This window comes from Ancalomicrobiaceae bacterium S20 (assembly GCA_040269895.1).
GTDB lineage: Bacteria > Pseudomonadota > Alphaproteobacteria > Rhizobiales > Ancalomicrobiaceae > Methyloraptor > Methyloraptor flagellatus.
On record CP158568.1, the window covers coordinates 1360388 to 1376698 of the forward strand.

Genomic DNA, 16311 nt, shown 5'->3' on the forward strand with positions numbered 1-16311 from the left:
GGGGGTTGGCGAGAGGGGGGCTGCGCCATTGGCGCGTAAGCACTGTCGAAGTGTAACCGCGAAAATAAGGCGTCACCAGTTTCGCGACAAGCGGGACGGCGCGAGGAGGCGAGCGGTTAGGGTCGGAACGACGATCACATTCGCGTATAACCGATGAATTTCATTTTCATAGGTTACGATCTCGGGCTATGCCAATGGACATCACCCCTTCAAGGAGTTTCATCGTGATCAATCTCTCCACCACCTCCTCCTCCACCGTCGCTGCCCCGCAGTCTCGCCGCCGCTCGATCCGCCGCCTGTGGCGCGGACCTGCGGTCGCCGCCGCGACGGCGCTGCTGCTCGGCCTGCTCGATCAGGCGGCCGAGGCGCAGGTCCGCCGGTCCGGCTACGACCTGCCCGCCACGCTCGCCGTCGAGGCGGCATCGGAAGCGGTACGGGTCTGCGCCGAGCGCGGCTACCCGGTTTCGGCCGCGGTGGTCGATCCGAGCGGCGAGATCAAGGCCTTCGTGAAGGGCGATCACAGCACGGTCCACACCAAGACTTCGAGCTTCCGCAAGGCCTACACGGTCGTCACGCTCGGGCCGGTGTTCGGGTTCGAGGCGCTCGGTGCCTTCGTCGAGAAGACGCGCGGCGGTCCCAACACCGCCGCGCTCGCCTCGCTGCCGGACGTGCTCCTGCTCGCCGGCGGCGTGGCGATCCGGGCCAAGGGCGAGACGATCGCCGCGATCGGCGTCGGCGGTGCGCCGGGCGGCGAGAAGGACGAGGTCTGCGCCGCGGCCGGGGCCGCGAAGATCGGCGATCGCCTGCCGCAGTAACAAGAAGGAGGGGCGGATCGCTCCGCCCCTCCTCGTTTCTTTGCTTGTGGTCTTGCTATCGGTGCCGGCTCAGCGCGGCGCCTTGGCGAGGAAGGTCAGCATCGCCTCGGCGATCTCGTCGACATGGGTCTCGAGCGCGAAGTGGCCGGCATCGTAGAGATGCACCTCGACGCCCGGCAGCAGCGACTTGAAGTACTCGACGCCATTCAGGGTGAAGAACGGATCGTTCTTGCCCCAGACGATCAGCATGCGCGGCTTGTGGGTGGTCAGATAGGTCTTCCAGGCCGGGTACTGCGCGACGTTGTCCTGGTAGTTGTACAGGTACTCGAGCTGGATCGCGACGTTGCCCGGCTTGTCGAGATTGGCCTGGTCATGGACCCAGGCATCGGGCGACACGCGCTCGGTGCGGTTCGCCCCGTGCGTATACTGGAACTTGGTCGTCTCGGCGGTCAGGATGCCGCGCACCGGCTTTTCGGTCTCGGCGTTCCGGTTCTGCCAGTAGGGCGCGAACTGCTTGACCACGTCGGGGTTCCAGCTCTCGACGCTGGCGACGGCGTTCTGGACCACGATGCCGCGGACGCGTTCGGGGTGCTTCACGGCCAGGCGGAAGCCGACCGGGCCGCCGTAGTCCTGCATGAAGATCACGTAGTCCTTGGCGCCGACGGCGGTGGTGAAACCGTCGATCAGGTCGGTCAGCGCCGCGAAGGTGTACGGGAAGGCGCCGATCGCCGGGGCGGCGCTGGCGCCGAAGCCCGGATAATCCGGCGCGATGACGCGATACTTGCCGGCGAGCGCCGGGATCAGTTCGCGGAACATATGCGAGGACGACGGGAAGCCGTGCAGCAGCAGCACGACCGGGCCGTCCTTCGGGCCGGCTTCGCGATAGGCGATCTCGATGCCGTTGACGACGACGCTACGCGACAGCGTGCGGGTCGCGGCGGCGGTAGAGGCCGACGGCGTCGACTGGGCGGCATGGGTGGGAACGGGCATGGAAGCAACTCCGAAAGCGAGGGTGGCGGCGGCGAGGCCGGCGCGCAGTTGGGGCCACATGATGATCTCCTGACCGGTTATTGGCGCGATCATTGGTTACAGGTGAATACGTAACCGATCAACGCGTATTTTATCGGCGCAGGGGCGGCCGCGCTGGGCGGAACGGTGGTCATGAGCGCAGAGAAGCGGCGCCGGAGAGCGACGAGCTGATTTCGATAAGTATTGGAAAAAATTGAATTTTCACGGACTTCCGTCCGACTTGGTGCAGCCTCTCGTTTCATCGGCCGAGGCCGCTCGGCGGCGATTGTTGCAGCCGGCGAAAGGCTGTCTTTTGCGACCCGCCGGTATCGGGCGCTCGCGCCGATCTCTAAGCCTGCCGTCAAGGTAGACAGCGCGCCCGGCGGGTTGGCCGGCGGCGCAAGCACGAAGGAGATCCCGCCATGACCGCAGCCATGCCCGAGCAGCGCCCGCCGTTCCCGCCTTTCGACGAGGCGGCCGCGACCGTGAAGGTCCGCATGGCCGAGAACGCCTGGAACACGCGTGATCCCGCGCGGGTCGCGCTCGCCTATACGCCCGACAGCGTTTGGCGCAATCGCGCGGAGTTCTTCGAAGGCCGGGCCGCGATCGAGGCGTTCCTGACCCGCAAGTGGGGCGCCGAGGGGGAGTACCGACTGATCAAGGAGCTGTTCGCCTTCGGCCCGGACCGGATCGCGGTGCGCTTCGCCTACGAGTGGCGCTCGGACAAGGGCTCGTGGTTCCGCAGCCACGGCAACGAGCTCTGGCGCTTCGACGGCAACGGCCTGATGCGCCGTCGCGAGGCGTCGATCAACGATCTGCCGATCCTGGAGACCGAGCGGCTGTTCCGCTGGGCGCTCGGCCCGCGGCCGGAGGATCATCCGGGATTGACCGACCTCGGTCTCTGACGGGACCGGTGCTCGGCGCCGGTGCAGCGGCACCGGCGAGCCCATTCGAACGGCGCAGGCGGCGCGGCCTGCGCCGGGCCGGGTTGCGGTTCGAACCGGCGCTGCCGTGATAACCGATCCCTATAGGCCAAGTCCTATTTTTCATTATCTCATTATCGCGCGCCGCATTATTGGTTTCCTCCAGTCACAACCAGATAACGACGACCGCGATGGTCCCGATCACGGGCCAATCGTCGGCGGTGGAGGAAAGCTCATGAAATTGTTGCGTTTCGGCGCTGCCGGCGCCGAGCGGCCGGGCATGCTCGATGCCGAGGGCCGGATCCGCGATCTGTCGGGCGTCGTCGCCGATATCGCCGGCGCCGCACTGACGCCGGACGGGCTCGCGCGGCTCGCCGCGGTCGATCCCGCGACGCTTCCTCTCATTGAAGGCACGCCGCGCATCGGACCCTGCGTCGGCGCGGTCGGCAAGTTCGTCTGCATCGGCCTCAACTATTCCGACCACGCGGCGGAATCCGGGCTGCCGGTGCCGAGCGAGCCGGTCGTGTTCATGAAGGCGACGAGCGCGATCACCGGTCCCAACGATCCGGTCGAGATCCCGCGCGGCTCGGAGAAGACAGATTGGGAGGTCGAGCTCGGCGTCGTGATCGGCAAACCGGCCAAGTATGTCACCGAGGTGCAGGCGCTCGACCATGTCGCCGGCTATTGCGTGATCAACGACGTGTCCGAACGTGCCTTCCAGATCGAGCGCGGCGGCACCTGGGACAAGGGCAAGGGCCACGACACCTTCGGCCCGATCGGCCCCTGGCTCGTGACCCGCGACGAGGTTCCGGACCCGCAGGCGCTCGACCTCTGGCTCGAGGTCGACGGCCGCCGGTTCCAGAACGGGTCGACGGCGACCATGATCTTCACGGTCGCGCATATCGTCTCCTACGTCAGCCAGTTCATGAGCCTGCAGCCCGGCGATGTGATCTCGACCGGCACGCCGCCCGGCGTCGGCATGGGGCAGAAGCCGCCGCTCTACCTGAAGGCCGGCCAGACCATGCGCCTCGGCATCGCCGGTCTCGGCGAGCAGCGGCAGACCACGATCTCGGCTTGAAGGTGAGGGCGACGTCATGAACACCATCGATCTTGCCGGTCGCGTCGCGATCGTCACCGGCGGCGCGCGCGGCATCGGCTATGCGGTCGCCGAGCGCATGCTGAAGTCGGGCGCCTCGGTCGCGCTCTGGGACATCGACGCCGGGCGCCTCGCCACGGCGGCTGCGGACCTCGGCGCTTTCGGCCGCGTGACCACCGCCGCCATCGACCTGACCAGCGAGGCCGCGGTCGCGGCAGCCACGGCGGATGTCGTCGCGGCCCATGGCGGCGTCGACATCCTGGTCAACAACGCCGGCATCACCGGCGGCAACGGCAAGCTCTGGGAGCTCGAACCGGCCGTGTGGCGGCAGGTCGTCGAGGTCAACCTGATCGCGCCGTACCTGACCTGCCGGGCGATCGTGCCGGAGATGTTGAAGCGTGGCTACGGCCGCATCGTCAACGTCGCCTCGATCGCCGGCAAGGAGGGCAATCCGAACGCCTCGCACTATTCGGCCTCCAAGGCCGGCCTGATCGCGCTGACCAAGTCGCTCGGCAAGGAACTGGCCACCGCCGGCATCCTGGTCAACTGCATCACGCCGGCGGCCGCCAAGACCGAGATCTTCGACCAGATGAAGCAGGAGCACATCGACTTCATGCTGTCGCGGATCCCGATGGGCCGGTTCCTGAAGGTCGACGAGGTCGCCGCCATGGTGGCCTGGCTCGCCTCGGAGGATTGTGCCTTCACGACCGGCGCGGTCTTCGACATTTCCGGCGGCCGCGCGACCTACTGATCGGCGGTTCGCCGCTTCCAGCCATCCCGACTGCCCGACCGAACGCGAAGCCGCGTCCGGAATGCCCCGTCGTGCGCCTTCGCGCGCCCGGCGGGGCGAAAAAGAACGGCAGCGGACCTCATTCTCCACGGGAGGAGACCATGACTGCCATTCCGACACCGGCGGACGATCTCGCGACCACCGTCGCCAAGGTCACGCGCCGCCTGCTGCCGTTTCTGCTGCTGATGTATGTGCTGGCTTTTCTCGACCGCGCCAACATCGGCTTCGCCAAGAAGGCGTTCCAGGCCGATGCCGGCATCGGCGATGCCGCCTTCGCCTTCGGGGCGGGCATCTTCTTCATCGGCTACGCGCTGTTCGAAGTGCCGTCCAACCTGATCATGCACCGTGTCGGCGCGCGCGCCTGGATGTGCCGGATCATGGTGACATGGGGGCTCGTCTCGGCGGCGATGATGTTCGCCCGGGGCGAGATGGCCTTCTATGTCCTGCGCTTTCTGCTCGGCGTGGCGGAGGCCGGGTTCTTTCCCGGCGTGATCCTCTACCTGACCTACTGGTTCCCGAACGCCATGCGGGGCAAGGCGATGGGCCTGTTCTATTTCGGCGCGCCGCTGGCCTTCATCTTCGGTGGTCCGCTGTCGGGCCTGCTGCTCGAACTCCATGGCAGCTTCGGTCTCAACGGCTGGCAGTGGATGTTCCTGGTTGAGGGCCTGCTCGCGACCATCGTCGGCATCTGGGCCTATTTCTATCTCGACGATCGTCCGGCCGACGCCCGCTGGCTCGACGCGGCCGATAAGCGGCGCCTCGCGGCGGCGATCGGTGCGGAGGAGACGCACAAGGCCGCGCACGGACCGACCGGCACGCTCGCCGCGCTCGCCAATCCGAAGGTGCTCTATTTTTCCGCGATCTACTTCGTGATCCAGATGAGCGTCTACGGCCTCGTGTTCTATCTGCCGACGCAGGTTGCCGGGCTGCTCGGCAAGTCGGTCGGGTTCGAGGTCGGTCTGGTCACGGCGGTGCCGTGGATCGCCGCCTTGGCCGCGGCCTTCGTTCTGCCGCGGCTCGCCGATGCGACCGGTCGCCAGCGCTCGGTCGCTGCCGCCACCCTCGCGATGGCCGGCCTCGGGCTCGGACTGTCGGTCTCGACGGCGTCGCCGCTGATCTCGCTCGTCGCGCTGTGCGTCGCGGCGGCCGGCTTCATCGCGGTGCAGCCGATCTTCTGGACGTTTCCGACCAGCTATCTCGGCGGTGTCGCGGCCGCCGGCGGGCTCGCGCTGATCAACTCGCTCGGGGCGCTCGGCGGTTTCGTTGCGCCGAACGTCAAGACCTGGGCCGAAACCGCCTTCGTCTCGAAGACGGCCGGCCTCTACCTGCTGACCGGCACGACGTTTCTCGGCGCGGCGATGATCCTGGCGATCGGCGTCGCGGGCCTGCGGGCTGCGGCCCCCGTGGCCAAGCGCTCCGGCGCGGCGATCTGACCCGCATCTCGGCAGCCGCGATCCGGCACGGACGCGGCTTCCTCCTCCATCAACCAACGAGACCTGCCATGACCATGCCGACCATCAAGCATGTCCGCGCCTTCACCGTTCGTGGCGGGGGGGCCGACTATCACGACCAGCAAGGCTATCACTGGATCGACGATCACATCGCGACCCCGATGGCGCGCTATCCGGAGTATCGCCAGAGCCGGCAGAGCTTCGGCATCAACGTGCTCGGCACGCTGGTGGTCGAGATCGAGGCGAGCGACGGCACCGTCGGCTTCGCGGTGACGACCGCCGGCGAGATCGGCGCCTACATCGTCGAGAAGCATTTGGCGCGCTTCCTCGAGGGGCGCCCGGTCACCGAGATCGAGAAGATCTGGGACCAGATGTATTTCTCGACCCAGTATTACGGCCGCAAGGGCGTCGTGCTCAACACGATCTCCGGCGTCGATCTCGCGCTCTGGGATCTCCTCGGCAAGATCCGCGACGAGCCCGTCCATGCGATGATCGGCGGCCCGGTGCGCGACGAACTGACCTTCTACGCGACCGGCGCGCGCCCGGACCTCGCCAAGGGCCTCGGCTTCGTCGGCGGCAAGCTGCCGCTGCACCATGGTCCGGCCGAGGGCGTCGAGGGCTTGAAGAAGAACCTCGAGGAGATCGCCGAGATGCGATCGCGGGTCGGCGACGACTTCTGGCTCATGCTCGACTGCTGGATGAGCCTCGACCTCGATTATGCGACGCGGCTCGCCAAGGGGGCAGGGGAGTTCGGCCTGAAGTGGATCGAGGAGGCGCTGTCGCCCGACGACTACTGGGGCTATGCCGCACTGCGCAAGGCGGTGCCGGCCGGCATGCTGGTGACCACCGGCGAGCACGAGGCGACGCGCTGGGGCTTTCGCATGCTGCTCGAAATGGGCTGCTGCGACATCATCCAGCCGGATGTCGGCTGGTGCGGCGGCCTGACCGAGCTGATCAAGATCTCGGCGCTCGCCGACGCCCATGGCGCGCTCGTCGTGCCGCACGGATCGAGCGTCTACAGCTACCATTTCGTCGTCACGCGGACGAACAGCCCCTTCGCCGAGTTCCTGATGATGGCGCCGGAGGCCGACAAGGTCGTGCCGATGTTCACGCCGCTGCTGCTCGACGAGCCGGTGCCGGTCAATGGCCGGATCCGCACCAGCGCGCTCGACAAGCCGGGCTTCGGCGTGCGGCTCAATCCGGATTGCACGCTGGTGCGGCCCTACGCGCGCTGAGCTCCCTGCCTGACCGACTTGGCGCCTGTCGCGGCCCCTCGCGGCGGGCGTCCTTCTTTTTGGGGTCGGCCGTTGGCCGCCCCGGCGCATGAGGGGGCCTCAGACCGCCTTGGCGGCAGCCTCCCGTTCCAGGTCGCGCGTGGTCTCGCGCAGGATGGCGGCGAACAGCTTGGTGTTCTCGCTCGGCGCGTCGCCGCGGCGGGTGACGATGCCGTAGTTCTCCAGGCTGCGCGGCAGCCTGACCGGCAGGCGGACAAATTCACCGGCGACGACGCCCTCCTCGACGATGGTCTTCGGCAGCGCCGCCAGCATGTCGGTGTGGCCGACGATCTTGAGCGTGGCATAGACCGAGGTCGTCTCGATCCAGTTCGGCAGCGCGCCGATGCCGCCGTCCGCGAACGAGGCCTGCAAGAGCTGGCGCAGCGGGCTCATCGGCGATTGCAGCACCCAGGGCTCGTCGGCGAGTTCGGTCAGTTCGATCGCCTCGCGCGACGCCAGCGGATGCCCGGCGCGGGCGAAGATCCAGATCTCCTCGTCGACCAGCGGTTCGAACTCGAACACGCTGTTCTGCTGCGGATCGATCAGGCGGGCGAGCGCGAGGTCGATCGTGCGGTTGTTCAGCGCCTCGAGCAGCTGGTCGCTGGTCGCGGCGATCAGATGGATCGTCATGAGCGGCCGGCGCGCCTTCAGCGTGCTCAGCGCGCGCGGCACGATCGAGCTCATGCCGGCCATCAGCGCGCCGAAGGCGAGGCTGCCGTAGCCGCCGAGCTTCAGGTTGGTGACGAGCCCCGCCAGCCGCTCGACGTCGCTGACGCTCTTGCGCGCGAAGTCGATCACCGCGCGGCCGATCGGTGTCGGCGTGATGCCGGTGGAGCGGCGCTCGAACAGCGACACGCCCAGGATGTCCTCGATGTCCTGCAGGATCTTCGTGACAGCCGGCTGAGTGAGGTTCAGCTCCTGCGCCGCCGCCCGCATGCTCTCGACCCGCCCCAAAACTTCAAGCGTGCGCAAATGCTTGGCGCGCAGCCTGAGCAGCAGTGTGTTGGAGAGTGGGTCCATGACGGCGATAACCGATTGGAATTAGGCCTGCACGTTATTTCATTTTCGGGAAATGTCCAGTTAGGGCAGACTGCCCCTCGTGAACAAAGCACGCTCGTTCAAGAGGCCGTGCGAAAAGGGTTGGAAACTCTGGTCAGACCGGTGCCGGTCGGACCAGCCGGAGGGATTCCCGATGAGAACCAGTTTCGCCGTGGCGACCGCCACGGCCGTGATCTCGTGGCTCGGCGCCAGCGCGGCCTTGGCCGAGAGCGCCGCCGACCGCGCCGTCGAGGCCGCGAAGAAATATTCCGGCACGACGATCACCGTGCTCTACGAGGCCGGTCTTCAGCCGCTCGATCCGAAGAACTTCTCCGGGCCGATGTGGGAGAAGCTGACCGGCATCAAGGTCAACGTCGTCGAGGCGCCGATCGATCAGATCTTCACCAAGACGATGCTGGCCCACAAGGCCGGCACCGGCGCCTACGACATCCTGAACGTGATCCCGAACCAGATGCCGGACCTCGCGTTCTCCGGCGCGCTCGAGCCGCTCGACGCCTATGTCGACAAGTACGGCTACCGCAAGGAGCTGGAGACGATCGCGCCGGTGTTCCGCGACAACTGGATGAAGGTCGAGGGCAAGATCTACGGTCTGCCGGACGATGGCGACGCGCTGATCCTCTATTACCGCAAGGACGTTTTCGATAACGCCGACAACAAGGCGGCGTTCAAGGCCAAGTACGGCTACGATCTCGCGCCGCCGAAGACGTGGAAGCAGTTCTACGAGATCACCCAGTTCATTACCGAGAAGTTCGGCCCGACCATGTACGGCGCCGGCATGCTGCGGCAGCCCGGCAATGCGCAGTACATGTTCCAGGAGCGCTTCCGCGTCGAGGGCGGCAAGTTCTTCGATCCGGAGACGATGAAGGCGACCGTCAATTCGCCGATCGGCGTCAAGGTGTTCGAGGCCATGCGCGCCGAGAACAAGCTGATGCCGCCGGGCGTCGAGCAGTGGGGCTTCATCGAGGCGTTCAACGCCTTCCTGTCCGGCCAGATCGCCATGACGATCTCCTGGCCGCCGGTCGGCCGCTGGGCCGCCGGCTACGGCAAGGGCACCGAGGCGCTGTCGTGGATCCCGGAGACCAAGGTGGTCGACAAGGTCGGCTATGCGCTGCCGCCGGGCGGCCATCCGGAACTCGCGGTCGGCTTCTCGCTGTCGGTTTCTGCGGACAGCAAGAACAAGGAAGCGGCCTATCTGTTCATGCAGTGGCTGAACAGTGAGGACATCTCGGTCCAGCGCGTGCAGCTGCCCTACACGCTGCGTGACCCGTTCCGCGCCAACCACTATTCGAGCGCCGAATACCGCGGACGCTGGAAGGATGCGCCGGCCTATCTCGACACGCTGAAGCTCGCCGGCGAGACCGGCATGCTCGACCTGTCGCTGATCCAGACCGACCGTTACGAGGAAGCCCTGCGCCAGGCGATCAGCCGGCTGTGGGCGGGCGAGGACGCCAAGAAGATCCTCGACGATCTCGCCGCGCAGTGGGACCAGCTGACCGATCGCATCGGCCGCGACAAGCAGAAGCGCGCCTATCTCGACTGGTCGAAGAAGCCCAACGCCTATCCGGCGCCCTGAGGCGATCCCGACATGGGGTCTCCGCCGGCCGCTCCGGCGGGGGCCCTTCTTCCCTGAAGACATGATCGCTCGATCCTGGCCGGCCGGGTCGCCGCCGACCGGATCGCCGCCCCCGCCGCATCGCGGACGTCCGTCCGTGGCCGGGTTCATTCGCGCGGTCCGCGCGTTGCGGCCGCCCATTTCGCCGAGGATCTTCCCTTGCAAGCGACACCCGAGACGATGCCGCTCCGGATCGCGCGGCGCCGGCCGTCCGGCCATGCGGCCCTGCGCTACGGCCTCGTCGCGCCGGCCGTGTTCATCCTGCTGCTGATCGGCCTCTATCCGTTCGTGAAGCTGCTCGTCACCAGCGTCCAGAACATCTCGATGATGGACGACGACACGAGCTTCCAGGGCCTGATGCAGTTCCAGCGCCTCGCCGGCGACGGGCGGCTCTGGTGGTCGCTCGTCCGGACGCTCCTGTTCGCTGCGGTCGCGCTGCCGCTCGAGCTCCTGTTCGGCTTCGTGCTGGCGTTGATGTTCCTCGGCCGCGTGCCGCTGCGCCAGCTCTTCATCGGCATCATCCTGATGCCGACCATCATCTCGCCGATCGTCGCCGGCTCGACCTGGCGGCTGATGTTCGATCAGCGCTTCGGGCCGATCAACCAGATGATCGGCTGGGTCGCCGGCGCCGACTTCAAGCTCTTGTGGACCATCGATCCGACCTTCGTCTGGCCGGCGGTGATGGTCGCCGAGGTCTGGCAGTGGACGCCCTTCATGTTCCTGCTGCTGCTCGCGGCGCTGTCGAACCTCGATCGCGAGCAGCTCGAATCCGCCGCGCTCGACGGCGCGCCGATCACCATGGTGTTCCGTCGCATCGTGCTGCCGGCGATCCTGCCGGTCATGTTCATCGCGATCCTGATCCGCGCGCTCGATCTGGTCCGCGTCTTCGACGTGATCTGGACCATGACGCAGGGCGGGCCGGGCACGATGACCGAGACGCTGTCGATCTATGCCTATCAGCTGGCGTTCCGCGAGTTCGACGTCAGCTATTCGGCGGCGATCGCGCTCCTGGTGATCGTGGTGCTGACCGCGCTCGTGATGTGGGTTCTCTCCCGGGTGGAGGTCGCGCGATGAAGAACTGGGAACGCGGCTGGCGCCATGGCCTGCGGATCGCGGCGATCGTCCTCGCCGCCGTCATGTTCGCCTTTCCGATCTACTGGCTCGCCGCCATTTCGGTGAAGTCGCCGGACGAGGTCTTCGCCTATCCGCCGGTGTGGGTGCCCGCGCATCCGCAGCTGTCGAGCTACATCACGCTGTTCCGCGACGGCGACGTCGTCTCGATCCTGAACAGCCTGATCGCGGCGACCGGCAGCACCGTGCTCGCGGTCGTGCTCGGGTCCGCGGCGGCCTATTCGATCGTGCGCTACAAGACCGGCGGCTCGCACCTGACCACCTGGATCATCTCTCAGCGCATGGTGCCGCCGATCACGATCGCCTTTCCGGTGTTCCTGCTGTTCACCGGCGCGAAGCTCGTCGACACGCACGTCGGCCTGATCATCCTCTACACGGCGTTCAACCTGCCGTACGTGATCTGGATGATGCGCGGCTACATCCAGGAAGTGCCGATCGAGCTCGAGCAGAGCGCCATGATCGACGGCCTGTCGCGCTGGCAGGTGCTGCCGAAGGTGGTGCTGCCGATGGTCAAGGGCGGCCTGTTCGCGACCGCCGTGTTCACCTTCCTGTTCGCCTGGAACGAGTTCCTGTTCGCCCTGGTGCTGACCCGCTCCGAGGTCGTCACCTATCCGGTCCAGGTCACGGGCTATTTCGGTTCGCAGTCGACGTTCTGGTCGAAGATCGGCGCCATGAGCATGCTCGGGCTCATCCCGATCGCGATCGTCGTCGGCACCATGCAGCGCTTCATCGTGCGCGGCATTTCCATGGGCGCGGTCAAGGGCTGACCGGCGCCGGAACAACGATCTCCGAGGTACTTGGGCGATGGCCGATCTGGAAATCAACCGTCTCGAAAAATACTACGGCGCCTTCCACGCCGTGAAGGGCGTCGACCTGAAGGTGACCGCCGGCGAGTTCCTGGTGCTGGTCGGCCCGTCGGGTTGCGGGAAGTCGACGCTGCTCAGGATGATCGCCGGCCTCGAGGACGTCTCGTCGGGCGACATCGTGCTCAAGGGCCGCGGCATCACCCATGCCGAGCCCAAGGACCGCAACATTGCCATGGTGTTCCAGAGCTACGCGCTCTACCCCTATCTGACGGTCTACGAGAACATCGCCTTCGGTCTGCGCGCCCGGCGCGTTCCGGCCGAGGAGATCGACCGGCGCGTCCGGCAGGCGGCGGAGACGCTGCACATTTCGGCCGTGCTCGATCGGCATCCGCGCGCGCTCTCCGGCGGTCAGCGCCAGCGCGTGGCGATCGGCCGGGCGATCGTGCGCGATGCCGATCTCTACCTCTTCGACGAGCCGCTCTCCAACCTCGACGCCAAGCTGCGCGACGGCATGCGCGAGGAGCTGAAGCGGCTGCATCAGGAGATCGGCAAGACCTTCATCTATGTCACCCACGACCAGATCGAGGCGATGACGCTCGCCGACCGGATCGTGCTGCTCAACGACGGCGTGATCGCGCAGTCGGGCGCGCCGCTCGACTTGTTCGAGCGGCCGGTCGATCGCTTCGTCGCCGGCTTCCTCGGCTCGCCGCAGATGAACATCTTGCCGGTCACGGTCACGTCCGACCGCGAGGGCGTCGCGCTCGCCGACGGCCGCGTCGTTCCGTTCGGCTCGAGCCATCGGCTGTCGCGACCGGAACCCGGCCGGCGCTGCCAGCTCGGCGTCCGACCGGAGCATTTCCGGACCGGCGGCGCCGATGGCTTCGACGTCACGGTGGAGGTCGTGCAGCCGACCGGCTCGCGCAGCTACGCGAGTTTCGGGCTCGCGGGAACGCCTGTCGTCGCCGAGCTCGATGCCCATGCCGTGGCCCGGCCGGGCGAGCGGCTGCCGCTGACGATCGCGATGGAGCGCACGGTGCTGTTCGATGCCGCGAGCGGGCGCGCCGTTTCCCACGGGTCCGCGGGCGGGGAGCGCTGATCCCATGACCGAGCAAACCGGACTCACGGCGGCGCGACCCCTCGATCGCGAACCGCGGATCTTCGAGACCGGCACGACCGAGATCGCAGCCGCGCCGCTCACGTTCCGGACCGGCGCGATCAGCTTTTCGATCGACGGCGGCGCGCTCCGGCGATTGGCGCTCGGGGCGGTCGAACTCGTCCGGCAGATCGACTTTCCGATCCGCGATCGCAACTGGGCGACGCTGCCGCCCGAGGTCACCTACGAGGGCCAGGAGGAGACCGAGACCGGCGTCCGTTACGAACGGCGCTTCTCGGTCGACGAGGGCGCGCTCGTCTGCCGGGTCGTCTACGAGATCGACCGTGCGGGCCTGATCACCGCAACCGGCGAGGCGCGGGCGACGCGCGATTTCGTCACCAACCGCAGCGGATTCACGGTGCTGCATCCGATCGCGGGCGTCGCCGGCCGGCCGGTGCGCGTCACCGCGCCGGACGGCGGCGTGCGCGAGACCGTGATGCCGGAGCTGATTTCGCCGGCGCAGCCGGTGCGCGACATCGCGGGCCTCGCCTTCGAGATCGAAGGCATCGCGGTCGAGCTCGGTTTCGACGGCGAGGTCTTCGAGATGGAGGACCAGCGCAACTGGTCCGACGCCTCGTTCAAGACCTATTGCCGGCCGCTGGTCGAGCCCTTCGCCTACGTGATCGCGGCCGGATCGACGATCCGTCAGCAGATCCGCGTCAGCGTTGCGGGCGACGGGGTCGGGAAAGCGGCTCGGGCGGAGGCAGCGGTCGCGATCGGCGCCGCGACGGGCGAGGCGCTGCCGGAACTGCTGCTGGCAGGCGAGGGCGGTTGGCTGCCCGATGCGGCGGGCGCGGCGCTCGTCGCCGAGAGTGGCGTCCAGACCCTGCTGCTGCGCGTCACGCCGGATGACGTGGCCGCGCGCCTCGATGAGGCCGCGCCGCTGCTCGCTGCGACCGGCGGCATGCTCGATCTGGAGATCGTGCTCGGCGACGACAGTGCGGCGGAGCCGCAGCTCGCCGGTGTCGCGGTCGCGTGCCGGGCGGCCGGCGTGGCGCCACGCCATGTCATCGCGCTGCCGGCCGCCTACCTGGCGAGCTACCAGCCCACGGGCCGGTGGCCGAGCGGGCTCTCGCCGGCCGCGGCCTTCGCGGCGGCGCGGGCGGCGTTCCCCGAGGCGCGGGTCGGCGCGGGCGTGCTGACCAACTTCACCGAGTTCAACCGCTGCCGGCCGGATGGGCTCGCCTGCGACTACGTCAGCCACGGCACGGCGGCGACCGTGCACGCGGCGGACGATCTCAGCGTCGTGCAGACGCTCGAGGCGCTGCCGGACATTTTCCGCAGCGCGCGGGCGATCGGTGGCGCGGCTGCGTATCGGCTCGGCCTTGTGGCGATCGGCATGCGCTCGAACCCCTATGGCGACACGGTCTCGGCCAATCCCGACCAGCGCCGCCTGACCATGTCGACGTGGGATCCGCGCGCCCGCGGCCTGCTCGGCGCCGCCTGGGCCGTCGGCGCCTTGGCTGCGACCGAAGCCTGCGGCGTCGAGGCGATCGCGCTCGCCGGTCCGGCCGGTCCGTTCGGCATCATCGCGACGCCGGGCGCAGTCGCGCGGCCCTGGTGGGACGCGCATGCCGAAGCGCGGGTCTATCCGATCTTCCATGTGCTGCGCGCATTGGGCGGCGCCGGTGTGCGGCATCGCCTGTCCGGATTGCCGGACGGCGTCGTCGGGCTCGCCTTCGCCACCGAGCGCGGTCTGCGGCTCGTCGCCGCCAACCTCGGCCCCGAGACGCAGCGCCTCGGGCTCGCGCCGGGCGACCGGCTCGCCGTGCTCGACACGACCACCTTCGCGGCGGCCGCGGCCGATCCGCGCTGGCTCGATCATGCGCTGACGCCGGTGGCGGCGCCGGCCGCGACGCTCGATCCGGCCGCCATCCTGTTCCTGGATCGATCGCTCTGATCCGCAACGCCCGTTCCGAGATTTCCATGTCCGATCCGACGCGTATCGAAGCCGACTATCTGATCGAAACGGCGGCCGAGCCGGCCGCCGCGGCCGAGGCCATGGCCGGCGAGCAATCGTCCGGCACCTTCGTCGCGGTGCCCGGCGAGACGCCCGAGCTCAAGGCGCGCGCCGCCGCGCGGGTCGAGGCGCTCGAGGTCGTCGGCACGGTCGATGCGCCGTCGCTGCCGGGGGCGGTCGCGCCCAAGGCCGGCGGCGGCTGGCAGCGCGCCCGGGTGACGCTGTCCTGGCCGCTCGACAATATCGGCCCCTCGCTGCCGAACCTCGTGGCAACAGTCGCCGGCAACCTGTTTGAACTGAGGGCTTTCTCGGGGCTGCGTCTGCTCGATCTGCGCCTGCCGACGGCTTTCGCGGACCGCTATGCCGGGCCGAAGTTCGGTGTCGCCGGCACGCGGCGCCTCGCAGGCGTCGAGGGCCGGCCGCTGATCGGCACGATCGTCAAGCCGAGCGTCGGCCTCTCGTCGGCGGCGACCGCCGAACTGGTCGGCACGCTCGCCGACGCCGGTATCGACTTCGTCAAGGACGACGAGCTGCAGTCCGACGGGCCGAGCTGCCCGTTCGAAGCGCGGGTCGAGGCGGTGATGCGCGTGGTCGAGCGCGCCGCCGACCGGCACGGCCGCAAGTGCATGGTCGCCTTCAACCTGACCGGCGACATCGACGAGATGCGGCGCCGGCACGATTTCGTGTTCGCCAAGGGCGGCACCTGCATCATGGCGAGCCTCAACGCGGTCGGCTTCGCCGGTATTGTCGAACTCGCCCGCCACACCGCGCTGCCGCTGCATGCCCATCGCAACGGCTGGGGCGCGCTCAGCCGCGCGCCGGCGCTCGGCTGGTCGTTTCCGGCCTGGTCGAAGCTCTGGCGGCTCGCGGGCTGCGACCACATGCATGTCAACGGCCTCGCCAACAAGTTCAGCGAGAGCGACGACAGCGTGATCGTCTCGGCGCGGTCGCTCGGGGATTCGCTGTTCGAGGCATCGCCGATGCGCGCCATGCCGGTGTTTTCGTCCGGCCAGACGGTCCGGCAGGTCGCCGGCACCTGGGCCGCGCTCGGCTCGCCGGATCTGATCTATGCGGCCGGCGGCGGCATCGTGGCTCACCCGCACGGGGTTGCCGCGGGCGTCACGGCGCTGCGCGAGGCGTGGGACGCGGCGATGGCCGGCATCCCGATCGAAACCCATGCCCAGACGCGGCCGGCGCTCGCCGCCGCGCTCGGCGCCTACAAGGCGTGAGGCG

Annotated in this window: 14 protein-coding genes; 12 read left to right on the forward strand and 2 right to left on the reverse strand. The window is 68.2% G+C overall.

Annotated elements, in window-relative coordinates:
- Positions 1 to 224 precede the first annotated feature (224 nt).
- Entirely contained in the window at positions 225 to 815 is a 591-nt protein-coding gene (locus tag ABS361_06375) for a heme-binding protein (GenBank protein XBY45871.1), read from the forward strand.
- Between the two features lie 69 nt (positions 816 to 884).
- Here ABS361_06375 and ABS361_06380 read toward each other — a convergent pair whose 3' ends face one another.
- Positions 885 to 1805, reverse strand: a complete 921-nt coding sequence (locus ABS361_06380; protein ID XBY45872.1) for an alpha/beta hydrolase — start codon at positions 1803 to 1805, stop codon at positions 885 to 887.
- Positions 1806 to 2257: 452 nt separating this feature from the next.
- Between ABS361_06380 and ABS361_06385 the strand changes: the two genes are divergently transcribed.
- The 5 genes from ABS361_06385 (at position 2258) to rhmD (ending at position 7318) form a co-directional block, all read left to right on the forward strand.
- Complete coding sequence (locus ABS361_06385) at positions 2258 to 2728, forward strand: nuclear transport factor 2 family protein (protein XBY46832.1); 471 nt, start codon at positions 2258 to 2260, stop codon at positions 2726 to 2728.
- Positions 2729 to 2981: 253 nt separating this feature from the next.
- A complete protein-coding gene (locus ABS361_06390) occupies positions 2982 to 3824 on the forward strand; it encodes an ureidoglycolate lyase (GenBank protein ID XBY45873.1) in 843 nt (280 codons plus the stop codon).
- Positions 3825 to 3840: 16 nt separating this feature from the next.
- A complete protein-coding gene (locus tag ABS361_06395) occupies positions 3841 to 4593 on the forward strand; it encodes an SDR family NAD(P)-dependent oxidoreductase (protein XBY45874.1) in 753 nt (250 codons plus the stop codon).
- Between the two features lie 140 nt (positions 4594 to 4733).
- Positions 4734 to 6065 carry an MFS transporter gene (locus ABS361_06400; GenBank protein ID XBY45875.1) on the forward strand — a complete coding sequence of 444 codons (1332 nt, stop codon included), beginning with the start codon at positions 4734 to 4736 and terminating at the stop codon, positions 6063 to 6065.
- Between the two features lie 68 nt (positions 6066 to 6133).
- A complete protein-coding gene (gene rhmD / locus ABS361_06405; GenBank protein ID XBY45876.1) occupies positions 6134 to 7318 on the forward strand; it encodes an L-rhamnonate dehydratase in 1185 nt (394 codons plus the stop codon).
- Positions 7319 to 7417: 99 nt separating this feature from the next.
- Here the strand turns inward: rhmD and ABS361_06410 are convergent, their stop codons facing one another.
- Positions 7418 to 8377: a LysR family transcriptional regulator gene (locus ABS361_06410; GenBank protein ID XBY45877.1), complete on the reverse strand. Its 960-nt coding sequence runs from the start codon at positions 8375 to 8377 to the stop codon at positions 7418 to 7420.
- Between the two features lie 172 nt (positions 8378 to 8549).
- Here ABS361_06410 and ABS361_06415 point away from each other — a divergent pair, with 172 nt between their 5' ends.
- The 6 genes from ABS361_06415 to ABS361_06440 all read left to right on the forward strand — a co-directional run bounded on the left by ABS361_06415 (position 8550) and on the right by ABS361_06440 (position 16307).
- Positions 8550 to 9989: a sugar ABC transporter substrate-binding protein gene (locus ABS361_06415; protein XBY45878.1), complete on the forward strand. Its 1440-nt coding sequence runs from the start codon at positions 8550 to 8552 to the stop codon at positions 9987 to 9989.
- A 198-nt stretch (positions 9990 to 10187) separates the two neighbouring features.
- Positions 10188 to 11102, forward strand: a complete 915-nt coding sequence (locus ABS361_06420; GenBank protein XBY45879.1) for a sugar ABC transporter permease — start codon at positions 10188 to 10190, stop codon at positions 11100 to 11102.
- On the forward strand, positions 11099 to 11926 hold the full coding sequence (locus ABS361_06425) for a carbohydrate ABC transporter permease (protein XBY45880.1): 828 nt from the start codon (positions 11099 to 11101) through the stop codon (positions 11924 to 11926). Before ABS361_06420 ends, ABS361_06425 begins: the two co-directional genes overlap by 4 nt.
- Before the next feature lie 37 nt (positions 11927 to 11963).
- Positions 11964 to 13061: an ABC transporter ATP-binding protein gene (locus ABS361_06430; GenBank protein XBY45881.1), complete on the forward strand. Its 1098-nt coding sequence runs from the start codon at positions 11964 to 11966 to the stop codon at positions 13059 to 13061.
- 4 nt (positions 13062 to 13065) lie between these two features.
- Positions 13066 to 15018: a hypothetical protein gene (locus ABS361_06435; protein ID XBY45882.1), complete on the forward strand. Its 1953-nt coding sequence runs from the start codon at positions 13066 to 13068 to the stop codon at positions 15016 to 15018.
- A gap of 26 nt (positions 15019 to 15044) precedes the next feature.
- Positions 15045 to 16307 (forward strand): ribulose-bisphosphate carboxylase large subunit family protein, encoded by a 1263-nt coding sequence (locus ABS361_06440; protein ID XBY45883.1) that lies wholly within the window; start codon positions 15045 to 15047, stop codon positions 16305 to 16307.
- Positions 16308 to 16311: the final 4 nt, after the last annotated feature.